This window comes from Amycolatopsis plumensis (assembly GCF_042652605.1).
Classification (GTDB): Bacteria; Actinomycetota; Actinomycetes; order Mycobacteriales; family Pseudonocardiaceae; genus Amycolatopsis; species Amycolatopsis plumensis.
Map to the genome: position 1 here is coordinate 718,570 of NZ_JBHSJY010000001.1, position 14,646 is coordinate 733,215.

Here is a 14,646-nt window from a genome sequence, read left to right on the forward strand (position 1 = left end):
GAATCAAGAGTCTTATGGTCATCACCGCCCTGACCCTCGCGCTGACGTCGCCGTCCGCGTCGGCGGACCCGGCGCTCACGCTGGCGAAGCCGACCGGCGACCGGCCCGTCGGCACCACCGCCCTGCACCTGAAGGACACTTCGCGGCCCGATCCGTGGGTGCCTTCGGTGCCCTACCGCGAACTGATGGTGTCCCTCTTCTACCCGGCCGCTCCGGCGAACGGGCCGACGAAGCAGTTCATGTCCGAAGCCGAGGCGAAAGCCGTCTTCGACGAAGCGGGTATCAGGGGCATCCCCCCGTCGGTGATGACGACGGTGCACACCGACGCCGTCGTCGACGCGAAGCCAGCCGGGCGCGGCCTGCCTGCCGTCGTCCTGTCCCCCGGCTTCAAGCGGCCCCGCGCCGAGCTGACGTCGCTGTCCGAAGACCTGGCCAGCCACGGCTACCTGGTCGTCCTGGTCGACCACACCTACGAGAACGTGGCCACCACCTTCCCGGACGGCCGGGTCACCGGCTGCGCGGCCTGCGGCCGCTACGACCTCGAGTTCTGGCAGAAGCTGGAGCGCGGCCGGGCGAAGGACGTGTCGTTCGTCCTGGACTCGATGGCGCACTCGAAGTGGGCGCCGCTGCTCGACGTCTCGCGGATCGGCATGGCCGGGCACTCCGTCGGCGGCGCGAGCACGATCGGCACCATGGTGACCGATCCGCGGATCAAGGCCGGGATCGACATCGACGGCACCACCGACGACCCGCTGCTCGCGCCGGGGCTCGACCGGCCGTTCCTGTTCCTGGGCCGGGCGAACATGTACTCACCGGGTACCGGCGACGAAGCCGCGTCCTGGGAACGGGACTGGAAGCAGCTGAAGGGCTGGAAGCGCTGGCTCACCGTGGCCGGAATGGCGCACCCGTCGTTCACCGACATCGGCCTGGTCGGTGAGCAGCTCGGCATCGACTTCGGGGCGACCACCCCGGCGGTGCGCGGGCAGGCGATCACCGCGGCGTACGTCCGGGCGTTCTTCGACCAGCACCTGCGCGGCCGGCCGCAGCCGCTGCTGGACCAGCCGTCCGCGCGGTACCCGGAAGTGGCCTTCGCCCGGACGTCGACGCCGTACCTGCCCGCCCCGACCGGCGACCGGCCGGTGGGCAGCACGGCGGTGTACCTGAAGGACACCTCGCGGCCCGACCCGTGGGTGCCTTCGGTGCCCTACCGGGAGCTGATGGTCACGCTCTTCTACCCGGCCGCTTCGGCGAAGGGCCCGAAGACGCAGTACGTGACGCCGGCGGAGTCGGCGGCGTTGCTGCGGGGCAGCGGCCTCGACGTGCCCGCCGACCTGCTCACGACGATGGTGACCAACTCGGTCGCCGACGCCCGGCCCGCCGGGCGCGGGCTGCCGCTGGTCGTGCTGTCGCCGGGCTACACCAAGCCCCGCGCCACGCTGACCGCGCTCGCCGAGGACCTGGCGAGCCACGGGTACGCGGTGGCGGTGATCGGCCACACCTACGAGAACACCGGCCAGAGCTTCCCGGACGGGCACTTCGCCGGGTGCGCGTCCTGCGAAGTCCCGCACGACAACGACGATTTCTGGCAGAAGCTGGAACTCGGCCGGGCCGCCGACGTCTCGTTCGTGCTGGACTCGCTGACCCGCTCCCGGCCGGGCCTGATCGACCCGGAGCGGATCGGCATGGCGGGGCACTCCATGGGCGGCGCCAGCACCATCCCCGCGATGGTCGCCGACCACCGGATCAAGGCCGGGATCGACATCGACGGGGCCACGAAGGTCCCGCTGACCGCACCCGGGCTGGCGCGGCCCTTCCTGTTCGTCAACCACGAGCAGGTGCCGAAGTGCGCGCCCGGCAACACGGACTGGGAACGGGACTACGCGCAGATGACCGGGTGGAAGCGGTGGATCGAGGTGGCGGGCACGCAGCACGCGTCGTTCACCGACGTCGGGCTGCTGGCCGAGGAGTTCGGCGTCCCCCTCGACGGCCCGAACGCGGCGGCGCGGGCGAGTGAGATCACGCGGACGTACGTCAACGCGTTCTTCGACCAGCACCTGCGTGGTGAGGCCCGGCCGGTCCTGGACCAGCCGGGCTACCCGGAAGTCTCGTTCTGCCGCTGAGAGCGCCCTGCCGCGGCTGGTCGTGAGTGGTAAGGAGGGTTCTAACCCGCCTTACCACTCACGACGGCCGCGGCAGGGTCAGCGGTCGAGGCCGAGGAACGAAATCGCGTACGCCAGCTGGCCGGTCATCGGCAGCTGGTGCCCGACGCCGGCGATACTGACGCCCTCCACCGTGGCCTGCGTGCTCGTGTTGCCGTACCGGGTCCGCGTCCACGACGACTGCGGGTGGTCGGTGTAGGCCGGGGTCTGGCTCAACCCGTTCAGGTTGGTCCACTGCTTGATCTCTTCCCCGAAGTTCGGGTACGCCAGCGTGGTGTCGGTGGTGCCGTGCCACAGCTGCATCCGCGGGTAACGGCCGGTGTAGCCCGGATACATCGACCGGGCCAGGTCGCCCCACTGCTGCGCGGTCTTGATCGACTTTCCGCCCGAGCAGGTGCTGTTCCACAGCGAGCCGTTCGTGGTGGCGAAGCACCCGGCGGGCACGCCGGAGAACGCCGAGGCCGCGGAGAACACGTCGGGGTACTGGGCGGCCAGCACGTTCGTCATCATCGCCCCGGAGGAGAACCCGCTGACCACGACCCGCGCCGGGTCGACGTTGTACCGGGACTTGGCGTAGGCGACCATGGACACGATCCCGGTCGAGTCACCGCCACCGTTGCGCCGCAACGCGTTCGGCGTCGAGACGTCGAAGCACTTCTCGCTGCGGGTCGCTTCCGGCAGCACCATAACGTACCCGTAGCGGTCGGCGGCGGTGACGTAGTCCTTGCCGTTCCAGCCGAAGATCGAACTCGCCGAACCGCCGCAGTAGTGCACCAGCACCAGCAGGGCCGGCTTGGCCGCCACCCGGTCGGGGACGTAGACGTACATGTTCAGGTTCGTCGGGTTGTTGCCGAAGTTGGTCACCCTGGTCAGCGCGGCCGCCTGGGCGGGCGCGGCCAGGCCGGTGACCATGACCACCAGGGCCAGCAGGACACCCAGCATCCGTTTCATCGCATCTCTCCTTTACGCCGCACCGAAAGCGGCACGCGGGTTGCCGATGCTGCCCGGCACCGACCGCAGGGCGGTGTACCAGACGACGGCCATCTTGTCGTAGCCGGCGGCGTTCGGGTGGACGCCGTCGGGCAGGTCGGCGGCGGACACCGCGCTGTGCATGTTCACCAGGTGCACGCGCTTGCCGGCGTTCACCTTGCTCTGCACGATCCCGGGCAGCGCGTTGTTGAACGTCCGCACCGCGGCGTCCCCGCTCGCCCACCCGATCGGGATGAGCTGGGCGACGAAGACGTCGGCGTTCGGCGCGGCGGCGGTGAGGTGGTCGATCAGCGTGGACAGCCGTCCGGGCGCGCCGGCGACGTTGTAGTTCTGCAGCACGTCGTTGGTGCCGATGTGCAGCAGCACCGAACGCGGGTTGTAGGTCCGCATCCAGCCGGTGACGTTCGCGTCGATCTGGTCGATGCGCCAGCCCGGGTGCCCTTCGTGGTCGTGGTCCCAGAGACTGGCGGGGCCGTTGAACTGCGAGCCGACGAAGTCGTTGGTGTAGCGGCCCGCGGCCAAGCGCTGCCACAGGCCGATCCGGTACCCGCCGGGCACGCCCGTGCCGTAGGTGATCGAATCGCCCAGCGGCATGATCCGCACGCCGCCGTTCGACTCCGCTTCGGCGACACCGGTCAGGCCGGTAAACGCGATCGCCGCGGCCACCGCGGCGGCCAGGAACCTTTTCATCGTCGCCTCCGGTATTTCACAGAGCCTCCTGGGGACAGGGAGAACTGATCCGGCGGCGGCCGAAACTTTCGCCGGCGGACCAGAAATTCGACGGATTCGCGAAACTTTCGTTATCCTGTTAGCGATAACATTCGATTCCGGACCAGCTTAAACCCGCATGCCGCTCGATGACAACGTCCGATGACGGACCGGTCACCCGCCGCGAGGCTTTATCGTCTACTGTGGACAGATGTGGTGGGGAAGCGCTTCCGGGCGGTCCGCCGGGTCAGCCGTGGCCGGGGTGCCCCGAACCGGCCGCGCGCAGCCCGACGATCGGCAGCTGCCGGGCCATCCGAGCGCGTGCCTCGGCGCTGCCGTCGTAGGGCCGGCCGAGGAGCTTGCCCAGCACGCAGTGGAGGACCGGCCGCGCCCACCGGTTGCGGTGCTCGTACCGGGCGAAGACCTCGACGGCTTCGGCCTCGCTCAGCACCCGGTGGCGCGGCGCGAACCGGCGCGCACCGATGACGACCTCGACCGGCGGCCGCGCGCGGATGTTGCGGAACCAGTCCGCGCCCTCCCCCAGCCCGGCGACGACGAAGTATTCGCCGTCCCGGGCACCGGCGACCTCGAGCACCGTGCGGTACGCGCGCCCCGACCGCCGTCAGCCGGCGCAGGACCGCCGCGGCCGCGGGAATTTCGCCGGGACTCAGCGCGCGGTGCAGCAGGAGCCCGTCGACCGCGGCCACCAGCACCGCCGCCGCGGCGCCCGCGTCCGGCACGCCCCAGCCGCCGAGCCGGTCCGCGAGACGTGCGCGCAGGCCGTCGACGAGCTCCCCGATGCCCCGGCGCAGCGCCTCGTCCCGGGTCGCGGCCAGGTAGGCCTCGAGGAACACCAGCGACAGCGGGTCGGTGCCGGTGTACCCCTCGACCGAGCCGAGCACCGCCTGGACGGACGCGAAGTGGTAGTGCACGACGCTGGGCGTGACCCCGGCGCGCTCGGCGAGGACCCGGGTGCTGACCGCGGACCAGCCGCGTTCCGGCACGAGGTCCACGGCCGCCTGTCACCAGGTGGGGTGGGTCGTGACGCCGCCGTCGACGACCAGGTCGTGGCCGGTGATCCAGGACGCGAGCGGCGAAGCCAGGAACACGCACGCGTTGCCGACGTCGGCGGGCGTGCCCAGCCGGCCCAGCGGGGCCGCGCGGCGCCACCGGTCGACGCCCTCCGGCCAGTCCTCCTCCAGCCCCGGCCGCGAGATCAACCCCGGCGACACCGTGTTGACGCGGATCCCGCGCGGCCCGTACTCCAGCGCCGCGCCGCGGGCGTGCATGACCAGCGCCGCCTTGGCCGCGCTGTAGTGGACGTGGCCGGGCGCGGGCTGCCGGGCCTCGATCGACGCGATGTGCGTGACGCTCCCGCCGTCGCCCATCAGCCGCACCGCGGCCTGGGTGCAGGCGAACGCGCTGGTCAGGGTGGCGTCCAGCATCGCCCGCCAGCGCTGGATCGTCAGCCCGTCGAGGGCTTCGACCGGCTGGATGCCGGCGTTGTTCACCAGCGCGTCGAGCCGGCCGCCCCACTCCGCGACGGCGTCGAGCAGGGCGTGGTCGCCGGTGAGTTCGGCGGCGAACGCCCGGGCCCGCCCGCCGGCCGCTTCGATCGCCGCGACGACGTCGTCGGCCGCACCCGGACGGCGGTGGTGCACCGCCACGGCCGCGCCCGCTTCGGCGAACCGCAGCGCGATCCCGCGGCCGATCACCCCGGAAGCGCCGGTGACGCAGGCGACCGTGCCGGACAGGTCGGGGAGGCCGGACGCGGGAGGCACCGGCCGAGCGTAGCTGCCCACCCCGGATCCGTCGTAGGTTGTGGGACATGGCCAAGACCCGGAAGTTCGCCGAGCTGCTGCAGACGCAGATCCGCCACGAGTTCACCGCCGCCCAGCAGTACATCGCCCTCGCCGTCTGGTTCGACGCGCGCGACCTGCCACGGCTGGCCAAGCGCTTCTACCGGCAGGCGATCGAGGAGCGCAACCACGCGCTGGCGATGGTGCGCTACCTGCTGGACCGCGACGAGCCGGTGGCCATCCCGGGCAGCGGCGAAGTGCGCAACGACTTCTCGAGCGTGCACGAAGCGATCGAGCTGGCCTTGACCCAGGAACGCACGGTCACCGCCGACATCGAGGCGATGGCGAAGGCCGCACGGGCGGAGGAGGACTACCTCGGCGAGCAGTTCGTGCACTGGTTCCTCAAGGAGCAGGTGGAGGAGGTGGCGCAGATGTCCACGCTGCTCACCGTGGTCGAGCGGGCGGGCGGCAACCTGTTCGAGGTCGAAAACCACCTGTTCCGCGAAGCCGGCACGGAGGTCGAGGACGCCCCGGACATGCCGCCGGTCGCGGGCGGGAAGCTCTGAGTTCCCCTGCTAGAGTGAAACATGTTCTAGTTCCGGGGTCCCGGGGAGCGCGATGTCCGAAAACCCGTTTCCGATCGTCGACGGCGTACCACCCGGGCGGGCGCTGCTCGGCTCCCGGATCCGCGAGCTGATCGAGGCCTCCGTCTGCGTACGCGACGACGAAGCCGACCTCGCCACCGCGGCCCGCACGGTCGAAGCCGTCACCGAAGCACTGCGCGCAGCCGGCGGCGCGAAGCCGTTGCTGCTCGCCGCCCTGGACGGCGGGGGTCACCTGAGCATCAACAACCCCCTGGAAGGACCGGGGAACCCGCTGGCGCCCCCGCTGTCGTGGAGGAGCGTCGGACCGGAGTCGGTGTGCGCCGACGTCCTCCTCGGCCCGGCACACGAAGGCCCACCCGGCCGCGTCCACGGCGGCTGGGTCGCGGCGGTCCTCGACCACGTCCTCGGCCGCGCCACCGCCGCAGCGGGCTTCCCGGGGATGACGGCGTCCTTGACGGTGGACTACCACCACGGGACGCCGTACGCGGTGCCTCTCACGGTGGAAGGTCGCTTGGTCCGCCGGGAGGGTCGTAAGTTGTATGCGGCGGGAGAGCTGAAGGCCGGCGATTTGGTTTGCGCAAGTGCGACGGCGATTCTGGTGCACTTCAGTGTGGATCGGTTTCCGGTGCCCACGAAGGCGGTGGAGTCGGCAGATTAGGTATCGAGGTTTGGCGCGAATGGAGTGAGCCGCCGCCACGGTCGGGCTTTTGGTGCGCACCGCAAGGGACCGGTCTGTCCTCGGCTGGGCGTGGGTGTGGGCCCGTAGCCGTTTGGCTGCGGGCCTTTCCCCTGTTCAGGCTGCGAAGGGCAGCGGTTCGTGGAGGTTGTTGCGCCGAGGTTTTCGGCGGCGATCGATGAACTCTGGCGGAAGGAACTCCGGCAAACCATCGGCCGCGATGCGGACTTCCCATCCCGAGCGGTGCAGCAAGCGGTGGTGGTGAGCGCACATCAACACCAAGTTGTTCAAGTTGGTGGGACCGCCGTCGGCCCAGTGGCGGATGTGGTGCCCTTGGCAGTGGCGGGGTGGCCGATGACAGCCGGGAAATGCGCAGCCTCGATCGCGCAGGAACAATGCGCGGCGGAGCCCAGCGGAGATCAGGCGGCGCAAGCGGCCGAGGTTGAGGGGTTCGCTCTTCGCGCCCAGGACCGCTGGGATGATCATGGCGTCGCAGGCGTGCACCCGAGCTTCAGCGGCCGAGATCGTGCCGGTGTCGCCGAGGGTGGCCGTGCCGACTCCGGTCTTCAAACCATCCAGGGACACTGCACCCATTACGTGGGCTCGTTCCCCGGCCTGCATCGGCAGGTCCGGGGAGTTCAAGGCCAGGTCGACCGCGTCGGAGAAAGCATCTCCGTAGCGCTGGGGCAGGGTTCGGAGGTCGGGACCCTCATCACCGGTCCGGCGTTCGGCCAGGGCGTCCAATAAAGCGCTGGCGCGGGTGCCGGTCTCGTCATCGAATCTGCCGCTCAGCTCCCAGAATCCGGATCGCTTGCGGCGCAGGAACAGTTCCCGGGTCGGCGGCACTGGTTCGGTGTCGGCGGGTTCCTGACCGTCGGGGGCAACATGGGCGAGGATGCGGGCGCCGAGGGCGGCGACCTGCTTGTGCCCGGCCTCCTCGGCGAAAGTCAGCAGGTTGGCCTCGGCGCTCTCACGGTGCTCGCAGGGAACCTCGGCGAGCACACCGGTGATCACATCGATCATCGGGTTGCTCAACTGCCCAGCGAGAGCAGCGGCTCCGGTAGCAGGCGCCAAAGCGGGGATCGGACTGCCATCAAGGTTGCGGCCCGGGTTCAGCAGGCGGGCGCGCTTCACCAACCGTTCAGCAGCAGCCTTGGGAATATCGGCGAGATGCTCCAGCAACCGCGTAACAGAGCGGTAGCCGAACAACTCCGTCACTCCGCGCTGCTCGATCTCCACCAGCAACGCCCCAAGCCCCGCCTCGGCCGACCGCATACACGCGACAACCTCACCGATGCGCTCGGCAAGAGCCACCGCCTCGGAAGAACACACAGCCGCGTTGTCGGACATAACCCAAGATTACCGAGATTCGAACACACGTCATCACTCGATCAGGTATGTCCACATGCGACCATCCCACCTCAGGAAGCGACCGTCGTGTGCCGAGGCGCTTCCGAACTCGACGTCGCCATCAGGACCGCGCAGATCGGGACCGCCATCGCCAGCGCCGCCAGGACGAACACCGGGAACAGGAACGAAAACACCTCCGTTCCCGACGGGTCCGGCGCGCCCGGGTCCAGGTGCACGCGCACCGCCGCCATGCCCGTGTAGTGCATTCCGGTGACCGCCGCGCCCATCACCAGTCCCGCCGCCAGCCGGGGCAGGAGCTTGTCCAGCCCCACCGTGAACCACAGTGCCGCCGTGGCCGCCACCACCGCGATGATCACCGACAGCACCACCAGCGTCGGGTCGTAGCCGATCGTGCCCTTGATCTGGACCGCCCACATGCCCGTGTAGTGCATGACGTTCACCGCGAGGCCGGTCAGCAAGCCGCCGAGGAACAGGCGCCGCCAAGCGAACCGGTTGCGGACGCCGAACACCAGGAGCCCGCAGAACACCGCCGCCACCGAGAGGATGGCCGACAACGCCGTGCGCAGGATGTCGTAGCGGACCGGGAGGCCCGGTGTGGAGAACCCGAGCATGGCGATGAAGTGCATGACCCAGATGCCGACGCCGCCGATGGACACCGCCGCGAGCACCAGCCAGGTCAGCCGGGCGCGCGGGCTGTCGGTGGACCTCGCCTGCAGCGTGCAGGCGAGGCCGAGGGCGCACCCCACCACCGAGGTGAGGTAGGCGAGCACGACGAGCCAGTTGCCCATCGCGAAGTCTTCGTGGTCCATGGGCATTTTCCGGGCTCCTTCAGGCTTTCCGTGACTGGGGGGCGTGGTGCTCGGCGAGCGCGTGCTCGGCCGCGGCGATGAGGGTCTGCTTCGTCGACTCCGGTGACCGCGCGTCGCAGGTCACGACCTCCACCGCCGCCGGGATCTTGAGGGCCTCGCGCACCTGCTCGGGCCCGTGCTGGCGGGTGTCCTGGAACTGGTTGATGGCGATCAGGAACGGCAGGCCGCGCGACTCGAAGAAGTCGATCGAGGCGAAGGAGTCCGCCAGCCGGCGCGTGTCGACCAGGACGATCGCCGCGACCGCGCCGCAGACGAGGTCGTCCCACATGAACCAGAACCGGTGCTGGCCGGGCGTGCCGAAGACGTAGAGCACGAGGTCGTCGGCGAGGGTGAGCCTGCCGAAGTCCATCGCGACCGTGGTGGCGAACTTCCCCGGCACCGCCTCGGTCCGGTCGACGCCGACACCCGCGCTGGTCATGAGGGCTTCGGTCCGCAGCGGGTCGATTTCCGAGACGGCACCGACGAACGTCGTCTTGCCGGCCCCGAACCCGCCGGCCACGACGATCTTCGCCGAGGTGATCCGGTTCTTGGCGACAGTGCTTTCCGCCGCACCGTCAGAGCGCACGTAGTCCACTGAGGACCCTTTCGAGCAGGTCGTTCCGTTCGTCCCAGGAGGCGTCCGCGGTGAGCGTGTCGCGGATCGACACCTGGCCGGCGCTGAGCAGGTCGCCGATGAGCACCCTGGCCACCCCGAGGGGCACGCCCAGGTGGGCGCCGACCTCGGCCACCGATCGCTGCTGCAGGCACAGCTGCGTGATCACCGCCAGGGGGTTGGTCGGGCTGTACGGCGCCGTGCGGCCCTCCACCGTCGTCTCCACGAGGGCTTCCACCGCCAGGTCGACCGTCGGCCGGGTGCGACCGGCGGTCCACGAGTAGGGGCGGGCCAGCGACGCCGCGTGCCGCCCGCCTTCGCGTCGCCGGCCTTCGGTCACCGGGCCGCTCCCGGAGCAGCCGCGGGCCGAGCCGGGGTCTCGACCACCTTCCCGACCCGGTCCACCAGCAACGTCATCTCGTAGCCGACCAGCCCGATGTCGCAGCCCGGGTTGGCCAGCACCACCAGGTTCGAGCCGTCGCCGACGTTCATCAGCAGCAGGAAACCCTGTTCCATCTCGATCACCGACTGCACCACCCGCCCCGCGGTGAACAGGTCGGCGGTGCCGAGCGCGAGGCTGGAGAGGCCGGACGCGATCGCCGAGAGCTGGTCGGCGCGGTCGCGCGGCAGGGTGTCGTTCGCCGCGACGAGCAGCCCGTCGGCCGAGACCAGCGCGGCGTGCGCGACCCCGGGCACCTCCTCGGTGAACGCCGACACCAGCCAGTTCCGGGACCGCTCGGCCACTTCCGCTCCTTCCTGCCGGATGCTCATCGCTGCTCCGCCTCGGGCTCGCCCGCGACCCGGTGCCGGGCCGCGCGCATGCCGCTGTAGTGCCGGGAAAGGTTGTTCCGCACCGCGACCGGGTCGCGGAAGGACGGGTCGGCCTGCTGCGGTGCGCGCGGGGCGACCGAGCCGGGCGCGAGCTGGGCGCCCGGCGTCCGGGCCGGCAGCCCCGAGTCGGTGAACTCGGTGTCGTCGAGGGTGCCGACCGCGGCCTCCGCGGCCTGGCGCACCTGGTCGGCCGGGGTGGCCCAGGCCCCGGGCCGGGCCGGGGTCGCCGGGGCTTCGGCGAACCAGTGCGACAGCATCTGGTCGAAGATCGGCGTCGGCGGGTCCGCCACGGCCACCGGCGGCGGTTCTTCGGAGGGCCACCGCGGTTCGAGCTCGTGCCGGGCGGTGCCGTTGACCGAGCCGTTGACCGCCGGGGCCGGCCCGGGCGGGACGGCCCGTGGCGGCAGGTCGACCAGGATCAGCACGCCCGGGACGTGCACGCTGGCGGTGATGCCGGCGCTCGCGGTTCGGGTGGTCGTGGGCCGCAGCCGGACGGTGATCCCGTGCGACGCGGCCAGCCTGCTCACCACGAACAGGCCCATCCGGCGGGTGGTCTCCGGGCTGACCGCGGCCCCGGCGGCCAGCCGGGCGTTCGCCGCGTCGAGGTCTTCGCGGGTCATGCCGAGCCCGACGTCGACGACCTCGATCAGCAGGCCGCCGTCGAAGCCCCGGTCGGCGGTGAGCACGACCTGTTCCTCCGGCGGCGACGACCGGATGGCGTTCTCGAGCAGCTCGGCGAGGATGTGGACGACGTCCGCCGCGGCCTCGGACTGCACCGACCCGCGCGGCGCGTTGCCGAGCGCGACGCGCTGGTAGTCCTTGACCTCCGATGTCGCGGCCCGCAGCAGCTCGACCGTCGCGACCGGCCCGACGTCGCGGCGCACCGGCTTGCCGCCCGCGAGGACCTGCAGGTTCTCGCCGTTGCGCCGGAGCCGGGTGGCGATGTGGTCGATCTGGAACAGCTCGGCCAGCCGCTGCGGGTCCTGCTCGTCGGCTTCGAGGTCCTCGATCACCGACAGCTGCAGCTCCACCAGCGACTGGCTGCGCCGGGACAGCGTCATGAACATCTCGCTGACCTGGATCCGCATCTCGGCCTGCTCGCCGACGGCCAGGCGCACCGCCTGCCGGTGCATGTCGTCGAAGGCCCGGGCGAGCTGGCCGATCTCCTCTTCGGAGTGGACCGGGATCGGCGCGGTCGCCCGCCAGTCGACGTCCTCGCCTTCGCGGATGCGTTCGATGGTGCCGGGCAGGCGGCGTTGCGCGGTGTCGAGCGCGGCGGCGTGCAGCCGCCGGATCGGGGCGACCACCGACCGGGCCACGGCGAGGGCGATGGCGAGGGCGCCGAGGAGCGACGCGAGCACCAGTGCGGCGTCGCGCAGGGCGTCGGACCGGGCGGTGTTGGTCTGCGCGCCGACCGCGTCCGAAAGCGTTTTCACCTGCTCGGCGAGGAGGGCGCCGAGCGCCGTGCGCTTCGCCTCGGCACCCCCGGCACCGGGACTGGTCGCCGCGGCGAACCGGGCGGCCGCGGCACCGGCGGGCAGCGCGCGCCGGATTTGTCCCGTCAGTACGGTTTCTTCGGCCGCGGCGCGCTCGGCGGCCGTCACCGAAGCGCCTTCGGACCGGCCGGCCGGCGCCTGCTGATCGGCGAGGCTGGTTCTCAGCTGCACCAATGATTGGGTGACGGCGGCCAGCGCGTCGAGATCACCATTCCCGGCCTGCTCGACGATCCCGGAGATCATTTCGCTCAGCGCGACCGTGAAGTCGTGGTAAGCCGCGGTTTTCACCGACGGCGATCCGCTCTGCTGCCGCAGGTCGGCCAATTTACCGAGCTGATCTTCCAATGACCGCGACAACGCCGGGTTGAGCTGCGAAAAGGCGGCGTCGTGGCGGACGGCGGCGGCTTTCTCGTCGACCGCGGCGGTCTGGTCGGCCGCGCCGTCGTGGCCCATCTCGTCGTCGACCAGCCCGGCGAGTTCGGAAATCCCTTGCACGACGGGCATTTGGTCGCGGACGGCGCTGAGCCCGCCCGCACGGGCGAGTTCGGCCTGCACCCGGCCGCCCGCCAGCAGCAGGGCGACCAGGACGGGCAGCAACAGCACCACGGAGATCTTGGTGCGCAACCGCCAGCTGCCGGGATTCCAGGAGACGGCAGAACGGCGGGACGAGAGTTCGTCTTCTTTCATCGGTGGCGTGGCTCGATTCGTACCGGTGGCCCGAGAACGATTCCGGTTCCTTTTCCGCGGAATTCAGCCGACGACGTAACTCCGGCAACCGTGGTGCTGTCAAGGAATGCCGGTCGTTTCCCCCGTACGCACCAATCACACAGCGTGAACTGCCACGGCACGGCTTTTTACCCTTGCGGAGGGTGAAGACAGCTCGCCAAACCGTGGGGAATTCCGGCCCGGGTGCGTGAATTTCCGGCGGCCGCGCGACCCCTGTCGTGGGCCCCCGCGGTGCCCGTTACCCTCGGCCGGGAAAGGGGGTCGGAAGTCGATGTTGAAAGTTCACTTCACGGACGCGGACCTGGCGAAAATCACCATCGCCGAGGACGCCGACCCGATGTGGGAGCTGCTGATGAGCAGTTACCGCATCCGGCGGCCGGAGGGCGAGCCGTTCTACGGCCGCTGGCGCCGCGGATCACGCTCCGCGGTCCCGCAGTCCGGCCGGCTGCTGATGTCCGCCGTCCCGCCGTACGGCTACTGCCCGGACTTCCTCACCCCGGCCGGCGCCCGCACCATCGGCGACGGCGTCTCCGCGGTGCTCGAGACGCCCGCGCCGGTGCTGGCCGCCGACGTCGCCGAGCTGGCGGCGCAGGGCACGCACGTCCCGGCGTGGCTGCGTCGGGTCGGTGACGGCGAATCCGGCGAGCTGCGGCGGCTGGGCGCTGCCCTGCACGACTACTACCGCCAGTGTGTCGCTCCGGACTGGGCGACGGTGCGCCGCGCGGTGGCCCGCGACCGCCACCGGCTGCAGGCCAACCTGGACCGCGGCGGGCCGCAGCTGCTGCTTTCGACGCTGCACCCGGAGGTGACGTGGTCCCCGCCGGTGCTGCGGGTGCGCTTCCCGGTCGACCAGGAGTTACACCTGGGCGGCCGCGGGCTCCGGCTGATCCCGGCGTTCTTCGCCCACGGCATGCCGACCACGTACAAGGACCCGCTCCTCCCGCCGGTCCTGGTCTATTCGATCAGCCACCCCCGCTTCGACAGCGACGCGGAGCCGGGTCCGTCACTGGCGGCGCTGCTGGGCCAGACCCGGGCCAGGGTGCTGGTGACGATCGCGACGACGAGGTGCAACACGAGCGAGCTGGCGGACCTGACGGGCATCTCCCCGGCGACGGCCAGCCAGCACGCGTCGGTGCTGCGGGCCAGCGGCCTGATCAGCAGCAACCGGACGGGGAAGTCGCAAATCCACGAGATCACGCCGCTCGGGCTGGGCATCATCCGCGCGAGCTGAACCCCTCCCGCGCCCGGTCGTGAGTGGTAAGGCCGGTTCTAACCCGCCTTACCACTCACGACCCGCTGAGGCGTGCGTGGCGTTCCGGGGTCGTGTTAGCCTGTCGCCGTGCAGCGCCCGATGCCGTCCTTGCGGCTCGTAACCCGGCGCGCCGGCTGAACCCAGGTTGCCGGCGCGCTGCGTCGACGACCGCGTTTTCTCCGGGACCTGGCCCCGATCTCGTTCCCCCTCGAACCCGGGAGATCCGCCATGTCCACTTCCTTCGCCATTCCCGCACCCCGCTCGGCCATGCTGCTGCGCCGCCGCATCGCCACCTACTTCGTTGGCGGTGCCGAACAGATCGCGCCGCTGGTCGGGGCCCTGGACGGCCGGCTCGTCCACGAGCTGACCGTCGACGTCAAGGACGGCGTCCGCGAGAGCAGCATGGTCTGCGCCGTCCTGCTGGCGGCCGAGGAGACCGGTCCCCTGCTCGACCGGCTGCGCGAGCTGCCGTCCGTCGTCTCCGCCGAGCTCGCCTAGCTGCGCACGAGGCTCCGCGGGCGCACCGCGCGGCAAACCCGGCCGAGGTCGTTGCGCGCCAGGTCGACGAGCGC

15 protein-coding genes and 1 pseudogene are annotated in these 14,646 nt (G+C 71.0%); 5 read left to right on the plus strand and 11 right to left on the minus strand.

Annotated features, from left to right (window positions below; all coding sequences use genetic code 11):
• The first annotated feature begins 14 nt into the window (after positions 1–14).
• A complete protein-coding gene (locus ACFPLC_RS03450; protein ID WP_378235689.1) occupies positions 15–2,120 on the plus strand; it encodes an alpha/beta hydrolase family protein in 2,106 nt (701 codons plus the stop codon).
• 78 nt (positions 2,121–2,198) lie between these two features.
• On the opposite strand, the gene ACFPLC_RS03455 is transcribed toward ACFPLC_RS03450, so the two are convergent.
• The 5 genes and pseudogenes from ACFPLC_RS03455 to ACFPLC_RS03475 all read right to left on the minus strand — a co-directional run bounded on the left by ACFPLC_RS03455 (position 2,199) and on the right by ACFPLC_RS03475 (position 5,638).
• Positions 2,199–3,110 carry an extracellular catalytic domain type 1 short-chain-length polyhydroxyalkanoate depolymerase gene (locus ACFPLC_RS03455; protein ID WP_378202223.1) on the minus strand — a complete coding sequence of 304 codons (912 nt, stop codon included), beginning with the start codon at positions 3,108–3,110 and terminating at the stop codon, positions 2,199–2,201.
• A gap of 12 nt (positions 3,111–3,122) precedes the next feature.
• Positions 3,123–3,839: an SGNH/GDSL hydrolase family protein gene (locus tag ACFPLC_RS03460; RefSeq protein WP_378202225.1), complete on the minus strand. Its 717-nt coding sequence runs from the start codon at positions 3,837–3,839 to the stop codon at positions 3,123–3,125.
• Positions 3,840–4,104: 265 nt separating this feature from the next.
• The gene (locus ACFPLC_RS03465; protein ID WP_378202228.1) at positions 4,105–4,452 is read right to left on the minus strand and encodes a nitroreductase/quinone reductase family protein; all 348 of its coding nucleotides are present in this window, start codon (positions 4,450–4,452) and stop codon (positions 4,105–4,107) included.
• Between the two features lie 28 nt (positions 4,453–4,480).
• Positions 4,481–4,870, minus strand: a pseudogene (locus ACFPLC_RS03470) (TetR family transcriptional regulator C-terminal domain-containing protein); the annotation flags it as partial.
• Positions 4,871–4,879: 9 nt separating this feature from the next.
• Positions 4,880–5,638 carry an SDR family NAD(P)-dependent oxidoreductase gene (locus ACFPLC_RS03475; RefSeq protein ID WP_378202231.1) on the minus strand — a complete coding sequence of 253 codons (759 nt, stop codon included), beginning with the start codon at positions 5,636–5,638 and terminating at the stop codon, positions 4,880–4,882.
• Positions 5,639–5,685: 47 nt separating this feature from the next.
• Between ACFPLC_RS03475 and ACFPLC_RS03480 the strand changes: the two genes are divergently transcribed.
• Together ACFPLC_RS03480 and ACFPLC_RS03485 are read left to right on the plus strand one after the other, a co-directional pair.
• Complete coding sequence (locus ACFPLC_RS03480; RefSeq protein ID WP_191317034.1) at positions 5,686–6,222, plus strand: ferritin; 537 nt, start codon at positions 5,686–5,688, stop codon at positions 6,220–6,222.
• A gap of 52 nt (positions 6,223–6,274) precedes the next feature.
• Entirely contained in the window at positions 6,275–6,919 is a 645-nt protein-coding gene (locus tag ACFPLC_RS03485) for a PaaI family thioesterase (RefSeq protein ID WP_378202235.1), read from the plus strand.
• A gap of 135 nt (positions 6,920–7,054) precedes the next feature.
• Here ACFPLC_RS03485 and ACFPLC_RS03490 read toward each other — a convergent pair whose 3' ends face one another.
• The 6 genes from ACFPLC_RS03490 to ACFPLC_RS03515 form a co-directional block, all read right to left on the minus strand.
• On the minus strand, positions 7,055–8,287 hold the full coding sequence (locus tag ACFPLC_RS03490; protein ID WP_378202238.1) for an HNH endonuclease signature motif containing protein: 1,233 nt from the start codon (positions 8,285–8,287) through the stop codon (positions 7,055–7,057).
• 71 nt (positions 8,288–8,358) lie between these two features.
• Positions 8,359–9,117, minus strand: coding sequence for an MHYT domain-containing protein (locus tag ACFPLC_RS03495; protein ID WP_191317054.1), 759 nt, complete (start codon positions 9,115–9,117; stop codon positions 8,359–8,361).
• 19 nt (positions 9,118–9,136) lie between these two features.
• Positions 9,137–9,751 (minus strand): GTP-binding protein, encoded by a 615-nt coding sequence (locus ACFPLC_RS03500; RefSeq protein ID WP_373309243.1) that lies wholly within the window; start codon positions 9,749–9,751, stop codon positions 9,137–9,139.
• Entirely contained in the window at positions 9,732–10,109 is a 378-nt protein-coding gene (locus ACFPLC_RS03505; protein ID WP_378202241.1) for a DUF742 domain-containing protein, read from the minus strand. The genes ACFPLC_RS03500 and ACFPLC_RS03505 overlap by 20 nt, the downstream gene beginning before the upstream one ends.
• Positions 10,106–10,540: a roadblock/LC7 domain-containing protein gene (locus tag ACFPLC_RS03510; RefSeq protein WP_378202244.1), complete on the minus strand. Its 435-nt coding sequence runs from the start codon at positions 10,538–10,540 to the stop codon at positions 10,106–10,108. The genes ACFPLC_RS03505 and ACFPLC_RS03510 overlap by 4 nt, the downstream gene beginning before the upstream one ends.
• Positions 10,537–12,720: a HAMP domain-containing sensor histidine kinase gene (locus ACFPLC_RS03515; RefSeq protein WP_446681651.1), complete on the minus strand. Its 2,184-nt coding sequence runs from the start codon at positions 12,718–12,720 to the stop codon at positions 10,537–10,539. The genes ACFPLC_RS03510 and ACFPLC_RS03515 overlap by 4 nt, the downstream gene beginning before the upstream one ends.
• 373 nt (positions 12,721–13,093) lie before the next feature.
• Between ACFPLC_RS03515 and ACFPLC_RS03520 the strand changes: the two genes are divergently transcribed.
• A complete protein-coding gene (locus tag ACFPLC_RS03520) occupies positions 13,094–14,053 on the plus strand; it encodes an ArsR/SmtB family transcription factor (RefSeq protein ID WP_378202250.1) in 960 nt (319 codons plus the stop codon).
• Between the two features lie 249 nt (positions 14,054–14,302).
• Positions 14,303–14,572, plus strand: a complete 270-nt coding sequence (locus ACFPLC_RS03525) for a hypothetical protein (protein WP_378202252.1) — start codon at positions 14,303–14,305, stop codon at positions 14,570–14,572.
• Positions 14,573–14,646 lie beyond the last annotated feature (74 nt).

Excerpts from the sequence above, each read along its gene's own strand:
- ACFPLC_RS03490 (WP_378202238.1), bottom strand. The coding sequence starts at position 8,287 with ATGTCCGACAACGCGGCTGTGTGTTCTTCCGAGGCGGTGGCTCTTGCC.
- ACFPLC_RS03520 (WP_378202250.1), top strand. The coding sequence starts at position 13,094 with ATGTTGAAAGTTCACTTCACGGACGCGGACCTGGCGAAAATCACCATC.
- ACFPLC_RS03460 (WP_378202225.1), bottom strand. The coding sequence starts at position 3,839 with ATGAAAAGGTTCCTGGCCGCCGCGGTGGCCGCGGCGATCGCGTTTACC.
- ACFPLC_RS03455 (WP_378202223.1), bottom strand. The coding sequence starts at position 3,110 with ATGAAACGGATGCTGGGTGTCCTGCTGGCCCTGGTGGTCATGGTCACC.
- ACFPLC_RS03480 (WP_191317034.1), top strand. The coding sequence starts at position 5,686 with ATGGCCAAGACCCGGAAGTTCGCCGAGCTGCTGCAGACGCAGATCCGC.
- ACFPLC_RS03485 (WP_378202235.1), top strand. The coding sequence starts at position 6,275 with ATGTCCGAAAACCCGTTTCCGATCGTCGACGGCGTACCACCCGGGCGG.
- ACFPLC_RS03510 (WP_378202244.1), bottom strand. The coding sequence starts at position 10,540 with ATGAGCATCCGGCAGGAAGGAGCGGAAGTGGCCGAGCGGTCCCGGAAC.
- ACFPLC_RS03525 (WP_378202252.1), top strand. The coding sequence starts at position 14,303 with ATGTCCACTTCCTTCGCCATTCCCGCACCCCGCTCGGCCATGCTGCTG.
- ACFPLC_RS03495 (WP_191317054.1), bottom strand. The coding sequence starts at position 9,117 with ATGGACCACGAAGACTTCGCGATGGGCAACTGGCTCGTCGTGCTCGCC.
- ACFPLC_RS03450 (WP_378235689.1), top strand. The coding sequence starts at position 15 with ATGGTCATCACCGCCCTGACCCTCGCGCTGACGTCGCCGTCCGCGTCG.